This is a genomic window from Kitasatospora sp. HPM-01-4 (assembly GCF_051374625.1).
Classification (GTDB): Bacteria; Actinomycetota; Actinomycetes; order Streptomycetales; family Streptomycetaceae; genus Kitasatospora.
The window spans coordinates 1929386-1953160 of record NZ_JBPQGP010000005.1 but is presented as its reverse complement, the minus strand read 5'-3'; the positions used below and the strand labels follow the sequence as shown (position 1 = coordinate 1953160).

The window sequence follows — 23775 nt, the reverse complement described above, 5'->3', positions numbered from 1 at the left end:
CGTTCGAATTTGAACAACAGGGTAGGATGGGGGTCATGGACGAACCCCGTTGGCTTGACGAGCAGGAGATGGCCGCCTGGCGGGGCTTCGTCGTCGCCAGCAATCTCATCGAACGGCGCCTGGAGCAGCAGCTCAAGGAGAACGCCGGGCTCTCCCACACCCAGTACGAGATCCTGGTGCAGCTCTCCGCGGCCCCCGACGGCTCACTGCGGATGACCGACCTCGCCGACCGGCTGGTCACCTCCAAGAGCGGTCTGACCTACCAGGTCACCCAGATGGAGAAGGCCGGGATGGTCCGCCGTCGCTCCTGTGACAGTGATGTGCGCGGGGTCTTCGCCGAGCTGACCGAGGAGGGCTGGAGGGTCCTGCGAGCGGCTGCGCCGGGGCATGTCGCCACCGTGCGCGAGGTGCTGATCGACGTACTGAGCCGGGAGCAACTGGTGATGCTGGGCGAGAGCCTCGGCGAGGTCAGTGAGCGACTGCGCGCGGCCGAGCGGGGGAGTGCCGAGCGCGGCGGCTCCGAGCGTGGAGGGTCCGAGCGCTGAGCGCCGGCGTCGGCTGCTGAGGCCGAGCACTGAGGCCAAGCGCTGGCGGCGCGTATGCCCGGCTTGTGGTCGTGGACGGGACGGTGCATGGCCGGGGTGCGCACGGAGTGCGCTGACCTGCCGGGGATCGGTGTTTGTCGGCAGTGCCCTTGGGTTCCCTGGGCAGTCTGATCGTTCGGAGGGGTGCGCCGGGGCGGCCGCATTCTCGATGTGGCTGCCCCGGCGCCAGGTCCTGCCTGTCAGCGGCTACCGCTGGGTCGGCTGGGGCTGTGTCAACTGGTCAGGAGCGGCAGCGACCTGAGGCCGGTGAGATCCGGGGCGGCCATGAAGACCGGCGGGTTGTCCGGGTCGGTGCGCAGCACCGGGAAGCGGTCCAGCAGGATGTTCAGCGCGATCCGGCCCTCCAGACGGGCCAGCGGTGCGCCCAGGCAGAAGTGGATGCCACGGCCGAAGCCGATGTGCGGATTCGGATCCCGGGTGGGGTCGAAGACGTCCGGGTCGGCGAACTGGCGCTGATCCCGGTTGGCCGCCGAGAGCCGCACCGCGAGCACCTCGTCCTCGGCTATTCGCTGCCCGGCGATCTCCACCTCGGTGGTGGTGCGGCGGAAGACGGCGGTGAACGGGGTCAGGAGGCGCAGGGACTCCTCGATCGCGCCCGGCACCAGCGAGCGGTCCGCGCGTACCCGCGCCGCCTGCTCGGGGTTGGCGTCCAGACAGAGCACCGTGTTGCCGAGCAGCATGGTGGTGGTGATGTGCCCGGCGGTCAGCAGCAGGTTGGCGAAGTTCGCGACCTCCCGGTCGGTGAGCCGCTCGCCGTCGACCTCCGCCTGGACGAGCAGGGTCAGCAAGTCCTCCCGGGGCTGCCGCCTGCGCTCGTCGGCGTGTGAGTGGAGGTAGGAGACCATGACCTGCGCCTGCTCTATCCGCTTCTGGAGGAGGCGCTTCTGTTCTTCGCTCTGGTCGCTCAGCGAGAACTGGTCGTCGTTGTCGAGGAGGTTGCCCACCCACTCCCGGAACATGGCGCGGTCGCTGCTCGGCACGCCCAGCAGCTCGGCGATGACGATCACCGGCAGCGGATACGCTAAGTCGTTCACCAGCTCCAGTCGATCCTGGCCGGTGGTCGCGTCCAGCAGCTCGTGGGTGAGTGCACCGATCCGCGGTTCGAGCTCGGCGACGATCTTCGGGGTGAACGCATGGCTGACCAGCGTGCGCAGCTTGCGGTGGTCCGGCGGGTCCAGCTGGACCAGGTTGCCGGCGGTGAGCGACTCGTCGGCGTCGGGGAGGAACCGTCGGGTCGTGTCGGAGGAGTAGGTACCCGGGTCGCCCAGGATGTCGAGCGACTCCTGGTAGCCGTAGACGTTCCAGAAGCCGAGCTTCTCGTCGAACCGGACCGGCTGCTCCGGCTGCCTCCCGCGCAGCCAGAACTGCTGGGGGTGGCTGCCCCATTCGTCGGCGGGGATGATCATCGTTTGGGTCCCTTCCAGGTGGATGTCGGCTGGACTTCAGAGGGGCGGTGCTCCGTACCGATGGTGCGTGGCGGAGCCCGGTCCTCTGACGGGCCGTGGTGCGAGATGGTGCTTCGGACGGGTCGTTCGTGGGTGGGTGGGCCGAGTGGATCAGGAATGCCGGATCAGGATGTCGCCGTAGCCGGTGCGGGCCCGCACCTCGACGGTCTCGTCCGACTCCGTCGGGCCGTCGAAGGCGCCGAGGCGGTTGTGCAGTGCGCCGTAGTCGGAGCGCACGTCCAGCCAGGCGGCGGTGCCCCGGCGGATGCCGACCTCCAGCTCGCCGTAGGCGCTTTCGAGGAGGACTGAACCGCGCGTCACCTCGCCGATCCGGACGTCCCCATGGGCGGTCCTGACGGTGACGTCGGAGTGCGCCCGGTCGACCGAGATGTCACCGTTCGCCGCGTTCAGCCGAAGGCCGCCGGTGACCTCGCCGATCTCGCTGTCGCCGTTGGAGTTCTTGATCACGGCGGTGCCGTCGATCTCGCGGATCCGTATACCGCCGGACCCGGTGGCGACCTCGGCATGGCCCACCGAGTGGTCCGTGGTGATGTCTCCGTAGCCGGTGTCCAGCTGCAGGGCGCCCGCCCGGTCGAGCTCGATGTCACCGTACGAGGTCTTGAGCCTGCAGTCCCCCAGCGGGCCCGTGCAGCGGAACTCGGCCATGGCCGCACTGCCGTGCACCTGCGAGCCGGCGGGCAGCTCTATCGCTATGTCGACCGACCCGCCCCGGCCGAACAGGGAGCGCTGCTTGGGCCCCTTGATCAGCAGCCTGCCGTCGGAGTACTCGACCAGGGTGCGCCCGGCGGCCCGGATGTCGGCCTCCCTGAGCTCATCGCTCGGGCGCACCTCGACGAGGGTTTCGGTGCGGTGGCCGGCGGTGATCCGGACCGCGCCGAGGTCGAGCTGGACCGTGGCGGAAATCGGCTCGGGGGTGTCGAAAACTGGCATGGCGGTACCGTCCTGATGGGTCTGCTGGGCGTCCCGCGGGTGGGACGAGTGAGACGAGAGGTATGAGGCGGTGTCGCTGTGGCGGGTGGGTCAGCGCACCCAGCCGGTGTAGCTCTGGCTGCCCCAGCGGTGGCTGCGGCCGCCCCGGTGCTCGTTGGCGCCGGACTCCAGGGAGGCGGAGGCCGCACGGACGAGCCAGGAGTTGACCGAGAGGCCCTCCCGGCTCGCGGCCTCCTCGACCCGGACCTTGAGATGGGCGGGCAGGCGGAGGTTGATCCGTGCCGTGCCGCCCTCCTCCGCCTCCGGCGGTGCTTGCGGCGCCGAGGAGTGGACGGCGGTGGGTGCGGGCTCGGCGTGGTCCTCGCGGGCACCCTTGAGAGATTCGTGGATGAACGGTTGGTGGGTGAGCGGTGGGGTCACGACGAAATCGGGGTCGAGACCCCGCAGCCGTAGGTCGACCGAGCCCGGCGCGAGGTCGCGGGTGATCTCACTGGCGGCGGCGGAGAGCGCGTTCAGCAGGGTGAGCCGAGCGGCCGCCTCCAGTGGTGCGGTGAGGCGCTCGGCGAGTTCGCGGGCGTCCTCACCGCCGGCTTCGGCGGCAATCGCGAGCTGCTGCCGGAGACTGTCGACGTACGGCGTGAGGTCCATGACGCCATGGTGGCACCACTATGGCACCACTTCAAGTGCCTTTCTGGCTCAGCTTGGTGGCGTGTGGCGTACCCCCAGGTCAGGGGGCGTTTAACCGCGCCGCGCGCCCCGAAGAGTTGCCAGTTGGGCACGGTGACGACTGCTCAGGTAGTTCCACTCAGCATGGTGACGATTCCTCAGGCGAGCCAGGTACGGAGAGGTGGCGACGTATCAGTCGAGCCTCGCCGCCCGGACGCAGAGCACGTCCGGCAGGTGCGAGGCGAGCAGCGCCCAGCTGTCGCCGTCGTCCGCACTGCCGTAGACCTCGCCGTTGCGGTTGCCGAAGTACACCCCGGCCGGTTCGCCGTCGTCGGTGCAGAGTGCGTCGCGCAGCACCACGCCGTAGTGGTCCTCCGCCGGCAGGCCGTCGGAGAGCGGATGCCAGCTGGCGCCCGCGTCCTCGGTGCGGAAGACCCGGCAGCGGCGGCCGACCGGGAGCCGGGCGTAGTCGGCGTCGAGCGGGAAGAGGTAGGCCGTGCCGGACCGCCGGGGGTGGGCGGTGATCCCGAAGCCGAACGTGGCGGGGAGGCCGGCGCCGACGTCCTGCCAGTGCCCGCCGCCGTCGTCGCTGCGGTAGACCCCGCCGTGGTTCTGGAGGTACAGGCGGTCGCGGTCGACCGGGTCGGCCGCCACCTTGTGCACGCACTGGCCGAACTCCGGGTACTCGTCCGGCAGGAAGGTGGCCCGGATCCCGGTGTTGGCGGGGCGCCAGTTCCGGCCGCCGTCCGCCGTGCGGTAGACCCCGCCGGTGGAGACCGCGACCGTGAGCGCGTCCGCGTCGCGCGGGTCGGTGATGATCGTGTGCAGTCCCTGGCCGCCGAACCCGGCGGCCCAGTCCTTGCGCTGCGGGTGGGACCAGAGCGATTCGTCCAGGGTGAAACTCTCACCCCGGTCGTCCGAACGGAACAGGGCGGCGGGCTGCGTCCCCGCGTACACCACGTCGGGCGCCTCCGCACCGGCGGGCTGGAGCTGCCAGACCCGTTCCAGCGAGGTCCCGGTGTGCCCGGGGAAGTGCACGGCCGGGCGGGACGGCTCCGGCCAGGTCGCCCCCAGGTCGTCGGACCACCGGACGGCCGGGCCCCAGTGGCTGCTGTCGGTCCCGGCCAGCAGCCGCACCCGCCCGTCGCGCCGGTCGATCCCGATCGAGTAGATCGCGTTCATCTGGAAGTGCGGGCCGCTGAACTCCCACCTCGTCCGGTCGGGGCTGCGCCCCAGGAAGAGGCCCTTCTGCGTGCCGACGGCCAACAGTGTCTCGCTCATGACGCAACCACCCAGGCGATGAGGTACGGCCCCCCGCCCGTCAGTTTCCTCCTGCGGTCGTGGACCACGTGCGTCCACGGCCCGGCGCGTCGGGAGGAAACCGACGGGCGGGAGCGGAGGCCCGCGGGGCACCGGCGCCGGGGCGCGGTCGTCCGCGCCGCCCCCGACGTCCCGGGGTGCCGTCGCCGTACCGAAGGCTCACATGGTGTCCCGGCAGGTCTCCAGCAGGCGCAGCCAGATCTCGCTGATGGTCGGGAAGGACGGTACCGCGTGCCAGAGCCGGTCGATCGGGACCTCGCCGACCACCGCGACGGTGGCGGAGTGCAGGAGTTCGGCCACCGCCGGGCCGACGAAGGTCGCGCCGACGATCACCTGCCGGTCGAGGTCGAGGACGATCCGGGCCCGCCCCCGGTAGTCGTCGGCGTAGAGTGCGGCGCCGGAGACCTGGCCGATCTCGTAGTCGACGGCCCGTACCCGCAGTCCCGCGCGCTCGGCGGCCTCGAGCGTCAACCCGACCGACGCCGCCTCCGGTTCGGTGAAGACCACCTGGGGCGGCCCCGCTGGGTCTGCGCTGGCCGCGTACGGGCCCCAGCGCACGGTGCTGTCCGGCCGCTCGCCCCGCACCCGGGCGGCGATCGCCGCGCCGGCGATCCGCGCCTGGTACTTCCCCTGGTGGGTGAGCAGATTGCGGTGGTTGACGTCGCCGACGGCGTACAGCCAGTCGCCCTGTACCTCGGTGACCAGGCAACTCTCGTCCACGGTGAGCCAGTTGCCGGGGGAGAGGCCGATGGTCTCCAGCCCGATGTCGTCGGTACGGGGCAACCGGCCGGTCGCGTAGAGCACTTGATCGGCCACCAGCTGCCCGTCGCCGCCGAGGGTGAGCGTCACCGGCCCGTCCCGGTGCAGCGCCGTGACCGCGGTGTTGAAGCGGACGTCGACCCCGGCCTCCCGCAGGCCGTCGGCGACCAGTTCACCGGCGAAGGGCTCCATCCGGTGCAGCAGCTGTCCGCCGCGCACCAGCAGGGTGACCTCCGAGCCCAGCGAGCGCCAGGCGGTGGCCATCTCGACGGCGACCACGCCGCCGCCGACCACCGCCAGCCGGGGCGGTACGACGGCGGAGCTGGTGGCGTCCCGGCTGGTCCAGGGGTGGGCCTCGGCCAGTCCGGGGACGTGCGGCAGGGCGGCGCGGCTTCCGGTGCACACGGCGACGGCGTGCCGGGCGGTCAACAGCCGTTCGCCGTCGACCAGTACCGCCCGCTCACCGGCCAGCCGGCCGTGTCCGCGCGCCAGGTCGATGCCGGCCGAGCGGAGCCACTCGACCTGGCGGTCGTCGTGCCAGTGCGAGGTGAACTCGTCGCGGCGGGCCAGCACGGAGGCCGCGTCCAGGCCGCCGCCCACGGCCTGTTTGGCACCGGGCAGGGCGCGCGCGTGGGCGAGCGCGGAGCCAGGCAGCAGCAGCGCCTTGCTCGGGACGCAGGCCCAGTACGAGCACTCGCCGCCGATCAGCTGGCTCTCCACGATGACGGTGCTCAGCCCGGCGGCGCGAGTCCGTTCGGCCATGTTCTCGCCTGTCGGACCCGCACCGAGGACCACCACGTCGTACTGCTCGGGTTGCGGGGTCATGGCTCTCGCTCTCGCTCTGCTGGCGCTGTGCGTGCGCTGCCACCGCCACCCGGGCGGGGCGAGACCATCCTCCGACGGACCGGCCCCGGCCGGTAGCCGTGCGGACGGCGTGTCGTGAGCGAGAACCGACCGGGGGCAGCGGACGGCGGGAGCGGAGCCACCGCTGCCGGTGCGCTCGGGGCACCCGGCCCCGCGGGCTTCCGGCCGGGCCCTGGGCCGAAGCGGCTTCGGAGGCCGCCCCTCCAGGGCGGCCTCACCGCCGGCACCATCGGCCGATGCCCAGGGGCGCCCCGGGCGCCGCAGCCCGACGGGCGGGCCGCGGAAGGGACCCGCCCGCCGGTGCGGCCCCAGGCGCTGCGGCCCGGCTACGCCTGCTGCTCGGCCACCTTGGCGCGGACCTCGTCCATGTCCAGTGCCCGGGCCTTGCCGATCAAGTCCTCCAGGACCGGCTCCGGCAGCGCTCCCGGCTCCGAGAACACCAGGACCCCGTCACGGATGATCGCGAGGGTCGGAATCGAGCGGATCTCGAACGCCGCCGCCAGCTCCTGCTGCGCCTCGGTGTCGACCTTGGCGAAGACCAGGTCGGGATGGCGCTCGGAGGCCTTCTCGTACACCGGGGCGAACTGCCGGCACGGCCCGCACCAGCCGGCCCAGAAGTCGATGAAGACGAAGCCCTTGCCATCCGGACCCTGGACGATCTCGTCGAAGTTGTCCTTGGTCAGCTCGATGGTGCTCATCTCGGGGACACCTGCCCTTCCGCTGCTGTCGGTGAGCGTACGACCCGCGTCAACCAAGTCCCGCGCCCGGCTATTCCGCCCGCGGTGCGAGGCCTGTGCGGTCGCTTGGATACCGGCCCGTAGTCGAAGGGCCGCACACCGGTGGCGCCGCACCGAAGTGCCCGTGCCCGTGAGGGGCCGGTGCTCCGATCGTGAATCCTTGATCCTTACGGGCGAATTCGGTGGCCCATCCGGTGTGCGCCCCGGTGGCGGGAGTCCGCGAAGATCAATTGCGGCCCTAGGTTGTGGCACGGCCGAACCGCCCGGGCACGACCGGCGTCCGAAGCGCACCCGCCCTCGGCTCCGTCCGCGCCCCGCAGCCCTGGAGAGCCCAGTGTCCGCAACCGCCGCTCCCCGTCGCCGCCGGGCCCGCCCGGTGGCCGCTCGACCTCGCGCCGACCGTCGGCGCAGCGCGGTGTCCGCACACCACCGGGGTGTGACCGAGTACTCGCCCGGCGGTCCCGGGGCCGCGGGCCACCCGCGCCAGGTACTCCGGCTCGGCCCCCGGTTCTCGCCGTACCACGCCGGGAAGGCCGGAGCACTGTCGGGAGACGGACGGTGATGCCGCTGATCAGAGCACTGGTGTGGGCGGTCGACGCGAGTGCGGCACTGTGGGTGCGCCCGGCGGGGGTCGTTCTGCGCGTGGGACGGGCGGTGCGGCGGCTCGGCCGGTGAGCACCCGGCCTGCGGGGGTGTTCACCGGCCCCCGGCGAGCTTTCGCAGGGGGCGGCCGCAGCGCCGGGCGTAGCCGAGTTGCAGGACGGGGATGATCGGCCCGGCCAGCCGGGTGTACCAGCGGTTCGGGCGGCTGAAAGCGGTGACGGTGAACCAGACGGCCTTGTCCGGGCCCATCTCGACGACGAAGGACTCCTCACCGCACTCGGGGTGCCCGCTGCGGGTGCCGTACGCGAAGCCGATCCGGTCGGGCCGGTAGCTGCTCCACACCACCTCGCACGGCGCGGACACCCTCAGCGGGCCGACGCCGATCGAGCACTCGACGGCGACCCCCGGTTCCGCCCGGGCCGCCGCCGTCCGCATCCGGACCCCGGCGGCCCGGTGCATCCGCCAGCTGGTCACGGCCTCCCCCGCGGCCTCGAGTACGTCGCGGCCGTGACCGATCAGGACCCGGTGACGGAGGTGGTGGTAGCCGGCGGGCAGCGCCTGGTCCGGGGTGCCGGTGCGGCCGACCTCGGGGTAGTTGAGTGTGCTGGTCACGGGTGGAGCTCCTTCAGCCGGCGCCAGGCGAGCAGTGCGCAGAGCGCGAAGCCGAGCGCGTTGCCGAGGCCGTGGGTGGCGGCCATCCAGGTCAGGGTGGGGTGTGGGAAGCCTACGGCTCGTCCGAGGGCCCACCAGAGTGCCAGCAGCATGGTGGCCAGGAGCACCGCCGAGGAGACGGCGAGCAGCCGGCCGGTGAGCCGGTCCTTGGTGCGGGTGCGCAGGTCCCGCCAGGTGAGCAGCCCGACCAGCCACATGCCGGCGGTCAGGACGGCGGCCCCGAGGAGCTGGGCCCAGTCGTCGATGAAGTACCCGGCGAGGACCAGCAGGGTGCCGACCGGGACGCTGAGCGCCGCCGCCCGGGCGGCGAGCCGGTCGGGGCCGGTGCGGCAGACGAGGCCGGCGACCAGCGCGGCGGTGAATCCGGCGAAGTGGAAGTGCGGCACGGTGAGCGCCAGGATCCTGAGGTCGAAGCCGAACAGCCGGTACCCGGAGCGTTCGGCGACCAGCGCGACCCCTGCCACCGAGGGCGCCGCCAGCGCCGTCAGGGTGGCGATCTCCGCGGGGGCCAGGGACCTGGTGAGGTTCAGCCGGACCGGGGCGAGCGCGGCCAGCGCCAGTGTGGCGCAGGCGTAGACACAGGCCAGGCCCGTGGCCAGCGCCCCGCGGGGCAGCCAGAGCGCGAGGGCGCCGGGAGCGGCGGCGACCGGCCAGAGCCGGGCGGCCCGGGCGGTGCCGGGCCCGTCGACGAGGGTGAGTCCGAGCGGTATCGCGGCGAACATTCCGAGCATGACGATGAGGTCGACCAGTGCGGTCACGGTCCCAGCCCCTTGTGTGGACGCGCGGGCGCAGCCGGGCGCAACCGGTGCGCGCCGCGCTTGAACGTGTTCAAAACACTGCCGCAGCAGACTCTACGGCAAAACTGAACGCGTTCAAGACTGCCCCTCCGGTCCGGGGAGCGGGGACACACCGGGGGCGAGGAGGGCCACACCCGCCGGGGCACCCGGGGCGGGTGGCGAGGGCCCGCCGCCCGGAGCACGCTGGATAGCGGAACCCGTGGAGGTGGCGACCATGATGCACACACTCGTCGGATGGCACGTCGAGCTGGAGTTCCAGGAGGAAGGGGACCGCACCAAGGCCGTCGCGCTGGTCCGGCTCCCGGACGGCACGGAGGTCCGCTCCCACGGCTACAGCACCCGGCACCACGCCGACGCGCCGCAGGCGAGGGTCGGTGAGGAGGTCGCCGGTGCCAGAGCGCTGAACGACCTCGCGATGCAGCTGCTGACCAAGGCGCACGACGAACTCAAGTAGCCTCTCGGCCGGTTGAGTTCCCGTCGGCGCACTGCCCGGACCTCGCGCCGGACCACGACCGGATCGGTCAGCCCCGCCGGGGACCGCCGACCCGGTCGAGCGGTGTGTCCCGGTCGGCCAGGGCGTCCGGGTCCACCGGGCGTCCGGAGCGGACCAGTTCGCGGATCGGATCGGTCAGGTCCCAGATGTTGACGTTCATTCCGGCGAGCACCCGGTTGCCGGAGAGCCAGAAGGCGATGAACTCCCGCCCCGGTACGTCCCCCCGGAACACCACCCGGTCATAGCCGTCCGGCCCGACATAGCCGGTGTACTCCATGCCCAGCTCGTACTGGTCGGTGAAGAAGTACGGCACTCGGTCGTGCACCGCCTCCTCGCCGAGCATCGAACGCGCCGCCGTCCTCGGCTGGTGCAGCGCGTTGGCCCAGTGCTCCACCCGGATCGGCCTGTTGTACAGCGGGTGGAAGGCGTTCACCACGTCCCCGGCCGCGAAGACGTCCGGGTGCGAGCTCTGCAGGTGCTGGTCGGTCAGTACGCCGTCGTCGGTCGCCAGCCCGGCAGCGGCGGCGAGTTGGGCGTTCGGGACGACCCCGATCCCGACGATCACCGCGTCCGCTTCGATGACCGTGCCGTCGGCGAGCAGGACCCCCCGCTCGGTGATCCCGGTGACCCTGACGCCGAAGCGCAGGTCCACCCCGTGGTCCCGGTGCAGTTCGGCGAAGACCCGGGCCGCCTCCCGGCCCAGAACGCGCAGCAGCGGCAGCTCCGACGACTGCAGCACCGTCACCTCGCAGCCGGCCTCGCGGGCGGCGGACGCGGTCTCCATGCCGATCCACCCGGCGCCGACCACGGCGATCCGGGCGCCGGGCCGCAGCACCGCCGCGATCCGGTCGCTGTCCTCGACCCGGCGCAGATAGAACACGTTCGCCCGGTCCGCGCCGGGGACCGCCAGTCGGCGCGGGCTCGCGCCGGTGGTGAGCAGCAGTCTGGAGAAGCCGACGCTGCTGCCGTCGGCCAGCGTCACCCGGTGCGCGGCGGGGTCGATCGCGGTGACGGTGGTGCCGAGACGGAGGTCGATGGAGTGCTCCTGGTACCACTCGGCGGAGTGGGCGTAGATCTTCTCCCGTGCCGTCTTGCCCATCAGATACCCCTTGGAGAGCGGCGGACGCTCATACGGGCGCTCCTGCTCGTCCCCGATCAGGACCACCGGCCCCTCGAAACCCTCCTCGCGCAGGGTTTCGGCTGCCTTGGCCCCGGCCAGGCTGGCACCCACGATCACGTACGCGCTCTCCATCCCCAGCTCCTTGCGTCCGTCGGTCCGTTGCGCCTCCCCATCACACTCTCTTCTCCAGGCGGTCGCGCGGCGAACCGCGAATCTGATCGGGTGGTCACTCTGTGGCACCGGCGCTCGGGTTTCCGCTCGCTCCTGCTGAGCGGCTCCGCGCCGGGCGCGCCGCCCAAGGTCGCGCCGACCGAGGTCGCGCTGCCGCGCGCACCGCCGGGGGCGCGGGCAGCCGGGCCGGCGTCAGAGCCCGGTCGGCGCACCGTTAGGGAGTGTCCGGCCGGGGGCGTCCCGGGAACAAAAGGCGAGCGGGCCCGGCGGGGCCGGGGTAGGGTCGGCCGATCCTGGTCGGACACCACAGGAACGAGGAGTCAGATGTCCTTTCCGCCCGAGGAGTTGCTTCCCGCCACCCGCCGCGCCCTGCTCCACCGGCTGGCCGTCGGACAGGCGGAGGGGCGGACACCGTCGCTGGTGGGAGCGGTGATCCGGGGCGGGCACCCGGTCTGGAGCGACGGGCGGAGCATGATCGACGACCACCGCCCGGACGGGAACGTGCAGTACCGGATCGGCTCGCTCACCAAGACCTTCGTCGCGGTCATGGTCATGCGCCTGAGGGAGGAGGGCCTGCTGGAGCTGACCGACCCGCTGGAGCGGCATCTGCCCGGCACCCCGGTCGGACGGCTGACGATCGCCCAACTCCTGTCCCACACCTCGGGACTGGCCTCCGAGACCCCGGGGCCCTGGTGGGAGCGGACACCGGGAGCACTGCGGCCCGGCCTCGCGGACGTGCTCGGCGAGCAGCCGATGCGGCACCCGGCGGGCAGCCGGTACCACTACTCCAACCCCGGGTACGCGCTGCTCGGTGCCCTGGTCGAGCGGCTGCGCAAGGAGCCCTGGGGCGACGCGCTGCGCCGGGAGGTGCTGGAGCCGCTCGGTCTGACCCGCACCACCCTGTCGCCCCGGGCGCCGCACGCCGGAGGGTTCGCGGTGCACCCCTGGGCGGACGTCATGCTGCCCGAGCCGCTGGAGGACACGGGGGTGATGGCCCCCGCCGGTCAACTCTGGTCCACCGCCGCGGACCTGTCGCGATGGGCCGCGTTCCTGGCCGGCGGGGACGAGCGGGTGCTGGGCCCCGCCGGCGTCGCCGAGCTGCGTCGGCCCGTGGCACCGCCGGAGGGTCCGGAGTGGACCTCCTCGTACGGGCTCGGCCTGGATCTGCGGCGGCAGGACGGCAGGGCGCTGTTCGGGCACACCGGCTCGATGCCCGGCTTCCTGGCCGCGCTCTGGGTGAGCGAGGAGGACGACCTGGCCGCCGTCGTACTGGCCAACGCGACCTCCGGTACTCCGACCTCGGTGATCGCCGCCGACCTGATCCGGATCGTCGCCGAACACGAGCCGAGGCTCCCGGAGCCCTGGCGCCCGCTGCCCGAGGCCGATCCGGAGCTGGTGGCACTGACCGGTCCCTGGTACTGGGGCCCCTCGGCGCACCTCCTGCGCCTGCGTGCCGACCGCGCGCTGGAGCTCGCGCCGATGGGCGCCCTGGGCCGGGGCTCCCGGTTCCGGGCCGAGGCGGACGGTACCTGGACCGGGCTCGACGGCTACTACGCGGGTGAGACGCTCCGGGTGGTCCGGTCCGCGGACGGCACGGCGAGCCACCTGGACATCGGCAGCTTCGTGTTGACCCGGTCCCCCTACGACCCGGGTGCACCGATCCCCGGCGGCGTCAACCCGTCCGGCTGGCAGCCGAGTTGACCGCGACCGGCCGGCGGGGGCGGGGACTTCGCGCCGCGGCCCCGCTCACCGCCGGCCGCGGCCCGCACCGCCGGCCGCGGCCGGACGGCCGGGACGGCCTCTCGGCACACGCCCGCACGGCGCTCCGTGCCGTGGCCCGGACGTGCCCCTAGGCTGAACCTGCCAGCACCGGAAGGGGCACGTCCGAATGAGCGAGCACACTGTCACCGTACGCTGCGTACCGGCCACCCCCTGCTGGGTCAGCCTGATGGCGCGCGACCTCAAGGACGCCCGGGCGTTCTACGGGCCGCTGCTCGGCTGGACCTTCGAACCGGGCCCCGACCGCTGGGGGCCGTACCTGCGTGCCGTGGTGGACGGTGTGGAGGTGGCCGGCATCGGTGTGGTCTCCGGGGACTGGCAGCCGCCCGTGGCGTGGACCACGTACTTCGGCATCGAGAGCGCCGACGAGGCCGCCGCCCGGATCCGGGAGCGCGGCGCCACCGTCGCGGTCGGCCCACTCGCCTTCGACGCCGGGCGCGTCGCGCTGGCCGCCGACCTGTTCGGTGCGGCCTTCGGCATCTGGGAGGGCGACCTCGGCTGCGCCACCTGGGTGAACTCGCCCGGCGCCGCCGTCTGGATCGAGCTGCGCACGGTGGACCCGTTCGCCGCCGCGCTCTTCTACGGCGAGGTCTTCCTCTGGGACAGCCGCGACCCGGCGCACTTCGAGGTGCGCTACGAGCACGAGCGGGTCGTGCTGCGCTCCGAGGGGCGCAGTGTGGCCGCGCTGCGCACCGCCACCGAGGTGGTCCCGCACTGGGAGGTGTTCTTCTCGGTGGCCGACACCGACGCCGCCGTGCACCACGCGACCGCCCTCGGCGGGGCGGTCGTGGACGACCCGAGCGAATCCCCGTACGGGAGGGTGGCCCGGCTGCGCGACGCGGAGGGCGGCGTCTTCTCGGTGATCAGCCCCAACGGCTAGGCCGTTTCCCGGAGTCGGCTTCCCCACCGCACGGCCGACGGCCCTGCCCGGCCGCCCGGACAGGGGGTCCTGAAAACATCTCGCCCGTGCTCGCCCGGTCCGGTACGGTCGCGGGATCGGTTTCACCGCCGGGGGTCCATGAGGTTCGCGTGTGGCCTGCCCGGCGGTTCCCAGGTTGAGAGCAGGTTTCGTCATGGCATGTCGTATCAGTGAGCTCGTGCTCGGTTGCCGCGACCCCGAGGTGCTGGCGCGGTTCTGGTGCGAGGTCCTGGACTTCGTCGTGCTGGATCGCGAGGACGACGGCTCGATGGAGATCGGGCCGCGCGAAGGGTTCGGCGGTCCGCAGCCGACGATCTTCCTCAGTCGCAGGGACGAGCCGGAGAAGGGGAAGCCCCGGCTGCACATCGACGTCAACGCCACCGACCGCGATCAGGACGCCGAGCTCGAACGCCTTCTGAAGCTCGGTGCGCGCCCGGCCGACATCGGCCAGACGGGGGAGGAGTCGTGGCATGTCCTGGCCGACCCCGAAGGCAATGAGTTCTGCCTGCTCAAGACCCGCCTCGCCCCGCTCTGATGCTCAGTCGTGCCCCGGCTCCCGGCGGGCGGGGTACAGGTGGCCGAAGATCCGGTGCATCGCGTCGGGCAGCTGATCGGAGCCGGTGACCGGGTGGTCGAAGTCGAAGCGGGCGTCCAGCGTCCTGGTGCGGCTGAGCAGCCGGACGCGCAGCCCGTACCGGTCGAGTGACACCGGGCGGACCTCGGAGAGGCTGTGGACGGGCTCCTGCCAGGCATCCCGCCCTGACGGGTGCTCAAGTGCCCGCCGGCCCAGCAGGTAGAGCTGCCCGGAGTGGGAGGCGGCCAGGTGCTGGAGCATCGGGGCCTCGTCGGCGGCGATCGGGTCCGGGGCCGCGGCGACGAACGCGGCCGGGTCGATGCAGCACTCGGTGCCCCAGAGGTCCTCGACGGCCAGGTGGTCCAGATCGAGGCGGAGCAGGGTGTGGTCGCCGGTGCCGCGCCAGGGGAACAGGCCGTCGATCAGCTCCGGTCCGGCGGTCGGCAGCGCGCTGAGCCTTCCCTGCGCGGTGAGCCGGCCCCGGATCCGGTGGGGGAGCGCGATCGGCGCGACGTCCACCGCCTCCAGGTCGGCCGTGAGCAGCTCGTCCCGGGAGAGCGCGGCGATCCGGCAGAGCGGTGAGGAGCTCTCGACCAGGACGGCCAGCGCGCCGTCGGGAAGCGCGGCGCAGCGCACCAGCGGGGGGATCCCCGGTCGGTTCAGCAGGTCGATCCCCGGCACGTCGAGGACCACCGAGGAGCCGAACTCCAGCATGGTGCGGGCGCGTTCGGCCCCGCTCGGCTCCTGTTCGCGCCGAGTGGGCTGGGGCCGGGTGGCGACGGGCATGCGGTGGCGCTCGGCGTCGGACATGGGACCTCCTTGTTGGTTAGGTGAGCCTAACCTAATTCAGGAGGGCTGTGGAAGTGCCGATCAGATGCCCTGCCGGGTTCGCCCGCCGCTTCCCCGGCCGAAGGGGCGGGCGGGAGTGCCGGTGCGTTCGGGGGTGCGGAGCGGTCGGCACGAGAGCGAACCACGCCCCCGTGCCGACCGCTCCGGCGCCCGCGCGCCGCGGTGCGCTCATCCGCTCAGTGGAAGGCCGCCGAGTGCTCGGCGGCGAAGTCGGCGAAGGACCGCGCGGGCCGGCCGGTCAGCTTCTCCACATCCGCGCTCACCGTGGCGGCGTGCCCGGCGGCGTAGAGCCCGTAGAGCTCCACCATCCCCTCCGCCCGCCAGGCGTCCCAGCCCGCCTTGAGCATCTCGGTGAGAGCCGCCTCGGGTGCCACGGGAAGGTAGTCGACCGTCCGTCCGGCGACCGCGCCGAGCTCGGCGGCGATCTCACCGTGGGTCAGTGCCGCCGGGCCGGTCAGGGTGTAGATCCGGCCCTCGTGCCCCTCGGTGGTCAGCACCCGCACGGCCGAGTCGGCGACGTCGCGGGCGTCCACGTACGACACCGCGCCCTCGCCGCCCGGCACCGCGAGCTGACCGGCCTTCACCGACTCCGCCTGGCCGAGGAAGTTCTGGTAGAAGCCGTTGGGTGCCACCACGGTCCAGGGCAGCCCGCTGGCCAGCAGGTGGTCGTACCCGGCGACATGCGCGCCGACGAACCGCACTCCCTCCGGCCGGTGCTCCAGGCCGGCGGCACCGTGCAGCACGATCCGCGGGCGCCGCCCGGTGCGGACCGCGGCGTCGATCACGTTCCGCTCGTGCGCGGCCATCTCCGAGTCCACCGCGACCAGCAGGTAGACCACGTCCGCGCCCGCCAGTGCGGCGTCCAGCGAGGCCGGATCGCCGAAGTCGGCGGCGACCGGCTGCACGCCCTCGTCCCACCCAGCCGGGACGGCCGCGGTGTCGCGGACCAGTGCCCGCACGCTCTCGCCGCGCTCCCGCAGTCCGGCGACGACCTTCGAACCCACGGTGCCGGTGGCACCGGTGACAACGATCACGAATGACTCCACGTCGAGTTGTACAAGGAATTGACCAACCGTCACCACCAGCCTGGCATCGGCTCCGTGGACGATCAACACCGGACGTGGGAACGATCCCCCGGCCGTGCCGATCGATGCGGGAGGGTGATGGACCCGGCTCAGACCCGGGCCCTTCCCGTGCCACCGGGCGAACCGCACTGACGACGGAGCCGCGGATCAGGGCCGGGAAGGGCCGGCGGGCCGGGCCGGCGGGATCACGGGGCGGTGCGTAGCCGCCTCACGGCCGGCGGGCGGGTGCCAGCCGGGAGCGCAGCGCCGCGATATGGGCGGGGGTGCTGCCGCAGCAGCCGCCGACGACCGACAGGCCGTACCTTCTCACGCGTTCCGCCATGAGCTCGGCGAACTCCTCGGGGCCGAACCGGACCGGGACGTACCTGTCCACGGCGACCCAGTCCGCGATGTCCGACCTGTCCTCCAGGTTGGGGTAGGCGCCGATCGGCACCGGGCAGTCGGCGGACAGCACCTCCAGCGCCGCGTCGGTGTCGGCCGGAGTCGAGCAGTTGACCAGGACGGCCCCGGCTCCGGCGGCGGCCGCCTGGCGGGCGGCCGTCCCGATGCTCTCACCGGAGAGCAGCCGGCCGTCCGAGGTGCAGACGAAGCCGACCCAGACCGGCAGCCCCTGCTCGGTGCAGGCGGCGGCCACCGCCACCGCCTCCCGTGCGCTGTTGATGGTCTCGGCCAGCACCAGGCCGACCCCGGCCTCCGCGAGCCGGGCCGCCAGCCAGCCGTGCTCCTCTCGCAAGTCGGCGTCAGGAGGCACGAGTCGGGGCTGGTAGCAGTCCTCCACCGCGGTGACGGAGGCCGCCAGCACCGGCGTGTCCGCGGTGTCCGTGGCGCTCCGGGCCACCTCCACGGCGGTCCGGACCAACTCACGGGACCGGTCCTCACCGGCCCCTGCCCGCTGCAGCGCCCGCCGGTTGGTCCGGAAGGTCAGGGCGGTCACCAGATCGGCGCCGGCCCGGGTGTAGCTGCGGTGGATCTCCGCCAGCCGGGTGCGGTCCGCCTCGGTGAGCAGCGCCGCGGTGGTCCACCACGGGTCCGTGACGGCGACGCCGAGCCGCTGCAGCTCGGTGCCCTTGGCTCCGTCCAGCAGGACCGGCCGGTCGGAACCCAGGCCGAGGGCCTCTCCCAGCGGGCGCACGCTCAGAGCGCCTGTTCGAGGTCGGCGAGCAGGTCCCGGGGGTCCTCGATGCCGATCGCGAGCCGGACCATGTTGTCGGTGATGCCGAGGGCCAGCCGGGTCTCGGCCGGGATCGGCCGGTGGGTCATCAGGGCCGGGCACTCGATCAGCGAGCGGACGCTGCCGAGGCTCACCGCCACCGCGAAGCGCTCGACCTTCTTCAGCAGGTCCGGGACCTCGCCCAGGTACTCGAAGGTGACGATCGAGCCGAACCCGCTCATCTGGGCCTTGGCCACCTCGTGCTGCGGGTGGTCGGACAGTCCGGGGTAGTGCACCCGGCCGACCCGGGGCGAGGCCTGCAGCAGCTCGACGATCCGCGCGGTGTTGGCGTTCTGCCGCTCGACGCGCAGCGAGAGGGTCTTGAGCCCGCGGTGCAGCAGGAAGCAGTCGAAGGCCCCGGGCACGTTGCCGGCGGCGGTCCGGTACGAGAAGAACGCCTGGTGGAAGTCGTCCCGCTGGTAGACCAGCGCACCGCCGATCACGTCGGAGTGGCCGGATATGAACTTGGTGGTGCTGTAGAGGCTGATGTCCGCGCCGAGGGCGAGCGGCTGCTGCAGAGCGGGGCTGGCGAAGGTGTTGTCGACCAGCACCGGGATGCCCAGCGGACGGGCGAGCCGGCTGACCGCGGCGATGTCGGTCACCTTGAGCAGCGGGTTGGTGGGCGTCTCGATCCAGACCAGGCCGACGCCTTCGCGGACGGCGGAACGCACCACGTCCGGGTCGGACAGGTCGTGGTACTCGACCGTGATCCCGTACCGCTCCAGGGTCGAGAACAGCGCGAAGGTGCCGCCGTAGACGTCGTCGGAGGAGACGAGCACGTCGCCCGGCCTGAGCAGGCTCAGCGCGGTGGCGCCGGCGGCCTGGCCGGAGGAGAAGGCGAGCGCGTGCGCGGCGTCCTCCAGCGAGGCGAGGCAGCGCTCCAGCCCCTCGCGGGTCGGGTTCTCACCCCGGCCGTAGAAGTACCGCAGGTCGTCCTGGGCCCGCTGCTCGAAGGTCGACGCGAGGTGGATGGGGGGCACGACATCGCCGGTGCCCGGCGTCGGTTCCTGGCCCAGCTGGACGAGTTTGGTGTCGAACTCCATGATGCGGTGCGCTCCTGAGGGATGGTTCGGAGTGGAGTGGGCTGCGAAAGGGCGGCCGGCAGGGCCGGTCCGGCGGTTCGCGCCGGACCGGCGCGCGGCGCCGGACGCCGGGCAGGCCGTGCCGGCGGATCGTCCTCGTACCGGGCCGTACCCGGACGGTCCGCCGGCACGGCCGAGGCGGTGCCCCCGGCCGCGGACCGGGGAAGGGCACCGCCTCGTACGCCGGGGCGAAGCGGGGCGTCTCCCGGTCGCGGGACGGGAGAGGACGCCCGGCGTCGTGCGCCCGGCTGGAACCGTCGGACGAGCTCTAGGCCCGGACCGCCCGGACACGGTGGCTCAGGCAGGGAACGCGCAGGCCCCCGAGGTCCGACTCGAACTCGCGGGCGGCGGCGATCACCGTCGCCTTGGTCCGCGGGTCGTGCTCGTCCCCGTACTGGGTGACCAGGCTCTTCTTCAGCCAGGACGGCAGCAGGTCCCAGGAGAAGTCGGCGAACTCCTCCGCCGAGGAGACGGTGAAGACCAGCGGGCACCGGTCGACCCGCACCTCGCAGAAGCCCGCCGCGGCCAGCTGCTCGGCCACCCGCTCGGGGTCGGACATGCTGAACGGGCCGGGCGTTCCCGGGGGCGGCGCGGCGAGGCCCAGCCGGGCGGCCGCGATGCCGAACGCCATGCTCAGCAGGGGGACTTGGGGTGCCGGTCCCCAGACGGTGGCGGAGAGCACCCCGCCGGGCCGCAGCGCGCGGTGGACCGAGCGCAGGGTGCGATCGACGTCCGGCAGGAACATCAGGCTCCAGCGGCTGATCGCGGCGTCGAAGCTGTCCTCGGGCACGTCCAGCTGCTCGGCGTCCTGCTCCAGGAACTCGATGTTGGAGAGGCCGAGTTCCTCCGCCCGGCGGCGGGCGATGGTCAGCATCTGGCCGGCCTGGTCCACACCGACCACCCGGCCGCTCGGGCCGACCAGTGCGGCGGCCGCCAGGGCGGGCTGACCGGTGCCGCTGCCGATGTCCAGCACCGAGGAGCCGGAGACGATGCCGGCCGCCTGGAGCAGCGCACCGGTCGCGGGCGCGGCTCCGGTCTCGAACAGGTCGTACCACTTGTCCCAGCCGGAGCTGAGGTCGTTCCAGTTGTTCCGCTGGCCCGCTTTGAATGCGTCGGCGTCGAAGCTCATCGAGGGACCTCCGGGGTCAGGCCAGGGACCGGTCGTTGGGGTGTTCGTTGCTCCAGAAGCCCTTCTCCACGGTGCTGACGGCTTCGAGCAGGAGGTCGACCTCCTCGGCGGTGTTGTAGACGCCGAAGGACGCGCGGGTGGTGCCGATGGTGAGCCCGAGGCTGTCGATGAAGGGCACCGCGCAGTGCACACCGGTACGGACGGCGATCCCGTAGGTGTTGAGGTGGTTACCGACGTCGTACGGGTGGAGGCCCTCGACGCCGAAGGAGACGATGCCGCCCTGGGGCCGCTGCGCGCCGAATACCGTGACGCCGTCCAGGGCCCGCAGTCCGGCGGCGGCCCGCTCCGCCAGCGCCAGGTCGTGCGCGGCGACCTGCTCGCGGCCGATGCCCTCCAGGTAGTCGATCGCCGCGGCGAGACCCACCGCGTCGGCGATGTTCGGAGTGCCGGACTCGAACAGGTGCGGTGCCTTGTAGTACTTGTTGGGCCCGTCGTAGGTGACGTGCCGGACGATGCCGCCGCCGACGTTGATCGGCTGCATCCGCTCCAGCAGCTCCGCCCTGCCGTACAGCACGCCCACGCCCATCGGGCCGTACATCTTGTGGCTGGAGAAGCAGTAGAAGTCGGCGCCCAACTCCTGGACGTCGACCGGGCGGTGGGCCACCGCTTGGGCGCCGTCCACGACCACCGGGATGCCGTGCCGGTGTGCCTCGGCGGTGATCTCCCGGACCGGGTTGACGGTGCCCTGGACGTTGGAGACGTGGGCCACCGCGATGAGCTTGGTGCGCTCGGTGATCTGGGCGGTGAACGCCTCGGGCGTCAACTCGCCGTGCTCGTCGATCGGTACGACCCGCAGGGTGGCGCCGACGCGCTCGCAGAGCCGGCGCCAGGGCAGCAGGTTGGAGTGGTGCTCCATGCCGCTGATCAGCACCTCGTCACCGGAACCGACGACCTGCCGGCCGAAGCCCTCGGCCACCATGTTGATGGAGTCGGTGGTCCCTCTGGTGAAGACGACCTCGTCCTTGTCGGCCGCCCCGAGGAACTCGGCGACCCGGCCCCGGGCGGACTCGTAGCGCTCGGTCGCCCTCATGCTGAGGGTGTGCACACTGCGGCCGACGTTGCTGTTGGCCGTGGTGTAGTAATCGTGGATCGCGTCGAGGACCTGCCGGGGTTTCTGCGTGGTGGCTGCGTTGTCGAGATAGGCCGGGCTCCTGCCGTCGAGATCGACGCCGAGAATGGGGAAGTCGGCGCGTACGGCCGAGAAGTCCGAGGAAACAGACATCGAGCTCACCTATCAGCGAAAAGGGAGTGGAATGATGCGACGAACTCGTGCGGGATGAGATTCGTCTTCTGCAGCGAATAAGGCCGCTTGGAGGGTTTCACATAATCAGGGTCGCCGGCCTTCGGAACGCTTCCGTCCGATCGCCTGATATGTGGACCGCAATAGAACCAGCAGATCTGGCAGAGTGTTTCCGTCAGGAGCGCGCGATGGCACTCCGGGGAATACATCTGCATATGGTCCCAGGTGGCCAGGAGTTCGCCCTCCAGCGAGAAGCTGTTTCCGTGCACCACATGACCGAAGACGTCGTGGACGGCCCGGAAAAGATCGTTCTCAAGAAGCCGGCGGCCGCACAGGGTGACGGCTGAGGGGACGCGCATCGGGTGTGGCGGCGGAGCGTTCCCGGTGCTCTCGGTGCTCTCGCCGTAGGGCCCGTGGCCGTTGGCCGTCAGATAGACGTAGAGGGTCCCGGTCGAGGGGAACTCGCGGCGCAGATCGCCGGAGGTGGAGTACGGCTGACCCGCCCAGACCCAAGGCTCGATCCGCACGTGGGCCTCTCGCAGGGCCCTGAACTGCAGATTCGTCTCGTTCTTGAAGCGGCGGTACTCTCGCTGCTCGTCGGGACGGTCACTGTAGAGCGGCGCCCGGTCGTACCAGTCGGCGACCGCCCGGCAGAAGTCCTCGCTGAACCTCAGATCCGCGGGATCGCGGAGGCTCGCGTGTGGAAAACAGTTGTCAATGTACCGCTGCGCGATCTCGCGTGCGTCGATGATCATGTCAGGCATGTGCGACATCGATCGGCGAGGTGGCTACATCGGCAGAACATTTCCGTCATCGCTCCCCCTTTCGATGATCGAACGTATCCCCAGAAACGGCCGACGGCAAGTACCTCTTCACGGCTTCGTGCCGACCGATCACTATCGGCCAGCCATGGGGAGCAAGTCGATCATGCTCGGGAGGGCCGAATCAGGACGGTCCTCCGCATACGGGAGATCAGTGTCATAGACTTCGCAGCTGTACTCCATCCACCCACTCCGCACAGGCGGCCGCGAGGAGGCGGAACCACGTTGAGTCAGGAAGCCCGAGAAATCCGTCCTAATGACCGTGAATCATCGAAAGTGCCTGGTGGCGGCCGGGGTGCGGTCCTCGCTGTCCTGTGCTTCGCCCAGCTCGTCCTGTTGCTCGACTTCTCCATCGTCAACGTCGCGTTACCCCAGATACAGCGTGGGCTGGGCTTCAGCCTGTCCGGCATCCAGTGGGTGGTCAGCGCGTACGCGCTCGCGTTCGGCGGCCTGCTGCTGCTCGGCGGACGGCTCTGCGACACCGTGGGCCGGCGCCGGACCCTGCTGATCGGCCTGACCCTGTTCGGTCTCGCCTCGCTGGCCGGCGGACTGGTGCAGGCGCCCGGCCTGCTGGTCACCGCACGCGTGCTCCAGGGCATGGGCGCGGCGCTGGCCTCGCCGGCCATCCTCGCCCTGATCACCACCGGCTTCGCCGAGGGGCCGGAACGCAACCGGGCACTCGGGTGGTTCAGTGCCGCGACCGCCGGCGGCTTCGCCCTCGGTGTGCTGCTCGGCGGCGTGCTAACCCAACTCTCGGGCTGGCGGCTGGTGTTCTTCGTCAATGTGCCGATCATCGCGATCATCATCGGCTTCGCCCGCTGGCTGATCCATGAGTCCGCGCCGACCGGCGGCCCCAGGCGGCTGGACGTGCCCGGCGCCCTGCTCTCCACGGCCGGCTGCTCCGCGGTGATCTACGGCCTGAGCATCGTGCCCTCCGGCGGTCTGGCACCGATGTGGTGGATCATGGCCGGATTGCTGCTGTTGCTCGCATTCGTCCTGGTGGAGGCCCGTTCCGCCAACCCTCTGGTGTCGCTGGGTATCTTCCGTCTCCGGGCGGTGTCGGTGGCCAACGTCACCAGCCTGCTGCTGCCGGGGCTGATGGGCGCCGTCGCCCTGCAGCTCTCGCTCTTCCTCCAGCAGGTGCAGGGGCGTTCGGCGCTCGCCACCGGGCTCGCCTTCCTCCCCTTCGGTGCGATTATCTTCATCGCCGGCCCGATCGCGGCGATTCTGAGCGGGAAGGTCGGACCGAAGGCCGTCTGCGCGGTCGGCGCGCTGCTGGTCGCCGCCGGCGTCCTGCTGCTGAGCCGGTTCACCCCCGGGACGCCCTATCTTTCAATGCTGCCAGGGCTGTTGGTCACCGGCATGGGCTTCGCGGCGTTCTTCGCCACTGCGGCCATGTTCGCGACGGGGGGCATTCCCGACCACCAACAGGGCCTGGCTGGCGCACTGCTGAGCACTTCCCAGCAGTTCGGCACGGCCCTCGGTATCGCGGTTCTGATGACGATCGCCCACCAGAACGCCGGAGGCGCCGACCCGGCCACGATGGCGGAGGGCTTCCAGCGGGCATTCCGCATCGGGTCGTACGTCGCCGTGGTGACGGCAATCCTGGTCTTCGTCGGATTGCCGCGGACACAACAGAACTCCGAAGGTATTTGACGAAGTGTTACGAATACTTCCCGGAAGGACGATTGGGCCGGGATAATCCTCCGGGGCGCGACGTCGCCGCTGCCTCGTCGCCGCCCGGATCAAGAGCGTGAAAACCCCAGGTCGGAGTCTCCGGCCTGGGGTTCGTGCTGAGCCGCCCGCGCGATCCGGACCCTTTGC

General features: G+C 71.9%; 22 protein-coding genes. 6 read left to right on the top strand and 16 right to left on the bottom strand.

What is annotated here, in order from left to right:
- Positions 1–35: 35 nt before the first annotated feature.
- Complete coding sequence (locus tag ACSMTC_RS08480; protein WP_436559039.1) at positions 36–545, top strand: MarR family winged helix-turn-helix transcriptional regulator; 510 nt, start codon at positions 36–38, stop codon at positions 543–545.
- A 272-nt stretch (positions 546–817) separates the two neighbouring features.
- On the opposite strand, the gene ACSMTC_RS08475 is transcribed toward ACSMTC_RS08480, so the two are convergent.
- From ACSMTC_RS08475 to ACSMTC_RS08440, 8 genes are all read right to left on the bottom strand, one after another.
- On the bottom strand, positions 818–2011 hold the full coding sequence (locus ACSMTC_RS08475) for a cytochrome P450 (protein ID WP_436559038.1): 1194 nt from the start codon (positions 2009–2011) through the stop codon (positions 818–820).
- Positions 2012–2161: 150 nt separating this feature from the next.
- The gene (locus ACSMTC_RS08470) at positions 2162–3001 is read right to left on the bottom strand and encodes a DUF4097 family beta strand repeat-containing protein (protein ID WP_436559037.1); all 840 of its coding nucleotides are present in this window, start codon (positions 2999–3001) and stop codon (positions 2162–2164) included.
- A 90-nt stretch (positions 3002–3091) separates the two neighbouring features.
- Positions 3092–3649: a hypothetical protein gene (locus ACSMTC_RS08465; RefSeq protein ID WP_436559036.1), complete on the bottom strand. Its 558-nt coding sequence runs from the start codon at positions 3647–3649 to the stop codon at positions 3092–3094.
- 210 nt (positions 3650–3859) lie between these two features.
- Entirely contained in the window at positions 3860–4948 is a 1089-nt protein-coding gene (locus tag ACSMTC_RS08460) for a WD40/YVTN/BNR-like repeat-containing protein (protein ID WP_436559035.1), read from the bottom strand.
- 198 nt (positions 4949–5146) lie between these two features.
- Positions 5147–6571, bottom strand: coding sequence for a dihydrolipoyl dehydrogenase family protein (locus ACSMTC_RS08455; RefSeq protein WP_436559034.1), 1425 nt, complete (start codon positions 6569–6571; stop codon positions 5147–5149).
- Between the two features lie 365 nt (positions 6572–6936).
- Positions 6937–7308 carry a thioredoxin family protein gene (locus ACSMTC_RS08450; RefSeq protein ID WP_436559033.1) on the bottom strand — a complete coding sequence of 124 codons (372 nt, stop codon included), beginning with the start codon at positions 7306–7308 and terminating at the stop codon, positions 6937–6939.
- A gap of 735 nt (positions 7309–8043) precedes the next feature.
- A complete protein-coding gene (locus ACSMTC_RS08445; protein ID WP_436559032.1) occupies positions 8044–8562 on the bottom strand; it encodes a DUF1990 family protein in 519 nt (172 codons plus the stop codon).
- Positions 8559–9380 carry a YndJ family protein gene (locus ACSMTC_RS08440; protein WP_436559031.1) on the bottom strand — a complete coding sequence of 274 codons (822 nt, stop codon included), beginning with the start codon at positions 9378–9380 and terminating at the stop codon, positions 8559–8561. The genes ACSMTC_RS08445 and ACSMTC_RS08440 overlap by 4 nt, the downstream gene beginning before the upstream one ends.
- A gap of 253 nt (positions 9381–9633) precedes the next feature.
- On the opposite strand from ACSMTC_RS08440, the gene ACSMTC_RS08435 reads away from it, so the two are divergent.
- A complete protein-coding gene (locus ACSMTC_RS08435) occupies positions 9634–9873 on the top strand; it encodes a DUF1876 domain-containing protein (protein WP_436559030.1) in 240 nt (79 codons plus the stop codon).
- A 67-nt stretch (positions 9874–9940) separates the two neighbouring features.
- On the opposite strand, the gene ACSMTC_RS08430 is transcribed toward ACSMTC_RS08435, so the two are convergent.
- The gene (locus tag ACSMTC_RS08430; protein WP_436559029.1) at positions 9941–11164 is read right to left on the bottom strand and encodes an NAD(P)/FAD-dependent oxidoreductase; all 1224 of its coding nucleotides are present in this window, start codon (positions 11162–11164) and stop codon (positions 9941–9943) included.
- Positions 11165–11527: 363 nt separating this feature from the next.
- Here ACSMTC_RS08430 and ACSMTC_RS08425 point away from each other — a divergent pair, with 363 nt between their 5' ends.
- The 3 genes from ACSMTC_RS08425 (at position 11528) to ACSMTC_RS08415 (ending at position 14436) form a co-directional block, all read left to right on the top strand.
- Positions 11528–12904 carry a serine hydrolase domain-containing protein gene (locus tag ACSMTC_RS08425; protein WP_436559028.1) on the top strand — a complete coding sequence of 459 codons (1377 nt, stop codon included), beginning with the start codon at positions 11528–11530 and terminating at the stop codon, positions 12902–12904.
- Positions 12905–13091: 187 nt separating this feature from the next.
- Entirely contained in the window at positions 13092–13862 is a 771-nt protein-coding gene (locus ACSMTC_RS08420; protein ID WP_436559027.1) for a VOC family protein, read from the top strand.
- Between the two features lie 193 nt (positions 13863–14055).
- Positions 14056–14436: a VOC family protein gene (locus ACSMTC_RS08415; protein WP_436559026.1), complete on the top strand. Its 381-nt coding sequence runs from the start codon at positions 14056–14058 to the stop codon at positions 14434–14436.
- A 3-nt stretch (positions 14437–14439) separates the two neighbouring features.
- Here the strand turns inward: ACSMTC_RS08415 and ACSMTC_RS08410 are convergent, their stop codons facing one another.
- The 7 genes from ACSMTC_RS08410 to ACSMTC_RS08380 form a co-directional block, all read right to left on the bottom strand.
- Positions 14440–15285, bottom strand: coding sequence for a DUF2470 domain-containing protein (locus ACSMTC_RS08410; protein WP_436559025.1), 846 nt, complete (start codon positions 15283–15285; stop codon positions 14440–14442).
- Positions 15286–15500: 215 nt separating this feature from the next.
- Positions 15501–16358: an SDR family oxidoreductase gene (locus ACSMTC_RS08405; protein WP_436559024.1), complete on the bottom strand. Its 858-nt coding sequence runs from the start codon at positions 16356–16358 to the stop codon at positions 15501–15503.
- Positions 16359–16617: 259 nt separating this feature from the next.
- Positions 16618–17541 (bottom strand): homocysteine S-methyltransferase family protein, encoded by a 924-nt coding sequence (locus ACSMTC_RS08400; protein WP_436559023.1) that lies wholly within the window; start codon positions 17539–17541, stop codon positions 16618–16620.
- 2 nt (positions 17542–17543) lie between these two features.
- The gene (locus ACSMTC_RS08395; protein WP_436559022.1) at positions 17544–18662 is read right to left on the bottom strand and encodes a trans-sulfuration enzyme family protein; all 1119 of its coding nucleotides are present in this window, start codon (positions 18660–18662) and stop codon (positions 17544–17546) included.
- Between the two features lie 307 nt (positions 18663–18969).
- On the bottom strand, positions 18970–19830 hold the full coding sequence (locus ACSMTC_RS08390; RefSeq protein ID WP_436559021.1) for a class I SAM-dependent methyltransferase: 861 nt from the start codon (positions 19828–19830) through the stop codon (positions 18970–18972).
- Between the two features lie 16 nt (positions 19831–19846).
- Positions 19847–21112: an aminotransferase class V-fold PLP-dependent enzyme gene (locus tag ACSMTC_RS08385; RefSeq protein WP_436559020.1), complete on the bottom strand. Its 1266-nt coding sequence runs from the start codon at positions 21110–21112 to the stop codon at positions 19847–19849.
- A 5-nt stretch (positions 21113–21117) separates the two neighbouring features.
- The gene (locus ACSMTC_RS08380; protein WP_436559019.1) at positions 21118–21885 is read right to left on the bottom strand and encodes a hypothetical protein; all 768 of its coding nucleotides are present in this window, start codon (positions 21883–21885) and stop codon (positions 21118–21120) included.
- Positions 21886–22176: 291 nt separating this feature from the next.
- Here ACSMTC_RS08380 and ACSMTC_RS08375 point away from each other — a divergent pair, with 291 nt between their 5' ends.
- Entirely contained in the window at positions 22177–23607 is a 1431-nt protein-coding gene (locus ACSMTC_RS08375; protein WP_436559018.1) for an MFS transporter, read from the top strand.
- The last annotated feature ends 168 nt before the right edge of the window (positions 23608–23775 follow it).

Excerpts from the sequence above, each read along its gene's own strand:
- ACSMTC_RS08480 (WP_436559039.1), top strand. The coding sequence starts at position 36 with ATGGACGAACCCCGTTGGCTTGACGAGCAGGAGATGGCCGCCTGGCGG.
- ACSMTC_RS08465 (WP_436559036.1), bottom strand. The coding sequence starts at position 3,649 with ATGGACCTCACGCCGTACGTCGACAGTCTCCGGCAGCAGCTCGCGATT.
- ACSMTC_RS08415 (WP_436559026.1), top strand. The coding sequence starts at position 14,056 with ATGGCATGTCGTATCAGTGAGCTCGTGCTCGGTTGCCGCGACCCCGAG.
- ACSMTC_RS08435 (WP_436559030.1), top strand. The coding sequence starts at position 9,634 with ATGATGCACACACTCGTCGGATGGCACGTCGAGCTGGAGTTCCAGGAG.
- ACSMTC_RS08420 (WP_436559027.1), top strand. The coding sequence starts at position 13,092 with ATGAGCGAGCACACTGTCACCGTACGCTGCGTACCGGCCACCCCCTGC.
- ACSMTC_RS08395 (WP_436559022.1), bottom strand. The coding sequence starts at position 18,662 with ATGGAGTTCGACACCAAACTCGTCCAGCTGGGCCAGGAACCGACGCCG.
- ACSMTC_RS08390 (WP_436559021.1), bottom strand. The coding sequence starts at position 19,830 with ATGAGCTTCGACGCCGACGCATTCAAAGCGGGCCAGCGGAACAACTGG.
- ACSMTC_RS08455 (WP_436559034.1), bottom strand. The coding sequence starts at position 6,571 with ATGACCCCGCAACCCGAGCAGTACGACGTGGTGGTCCTCGGTGCGGGT.
- ACSMTC_RS08410 (WP_436559025.1), bottom strand. The coding sequence starts at position 15,285 with ATGTCCGACGCCGAGCGCCACCGCATGCCCGTCGCCACCCGGCCCCAG.
- ACSMTC_RS08450 (WP_436559033.1), bottom strand. The coding sequence starts at position 7,308 with ATGAGCACCATCGAGCTGACCAAGGACAACTTCGACGAGATCGTCCAG.
- ACSMTC_RS08470 (WP_436559037.1), bottom strand. The coding sequence starts at position 3,001 with ATGCCAGTTTTCGACACCCCCGAGCCGATTTCCGCCACGGTCCAGCTC.
- ACSMTC_RS08425 (WP_436559028.1), top strand. The coding sequence starts at position 11,528 with ATGTCCTTTCCGCCCGAGGAGTTGCTTCCCGCCACCCGCCGCGCCCTG.
- ACSMTC_RS08460 (WP_436559035.1), bottom strand. The coding sequence starts at position 4,948 with ATGAGCGAGACACTGTTGGCCGTCGGCACGCAGAAGGGCCTCTTCCTG.
- ACSMTC_RS08430 (WP_436559029.1), bottom strand. The coding sequence starts at position 11,164 with ATGGAGAGCGCGTACGTGATCGTGGGTGCCAGCCTGGCCGGGGCCAAG.
- ACSMTC_RS08385 (WP_436559020.1), bottom strand. The coding sequence starts at position 21,112 with ATGTCTGTTTCCTCGGACTTCTCGGCCGTACGCGCCGACTTCCCCATT.
- ACSMTC_RS08475 (WP_436559038.1), bottom strand. The coding sequence starts at position 2,011 with ATGATCATCCCCGCCGACGAATGGGGCAGCCACCCCCAGCAGTTCTGG.
- ACSMTC_RS08380 (WP_436559019.1), bottom strand. The coding sequence starts at position 21,885 with ATGATCATCGACGCACGCGAGATCGCGCAGCGGTACATTGACAACTGT.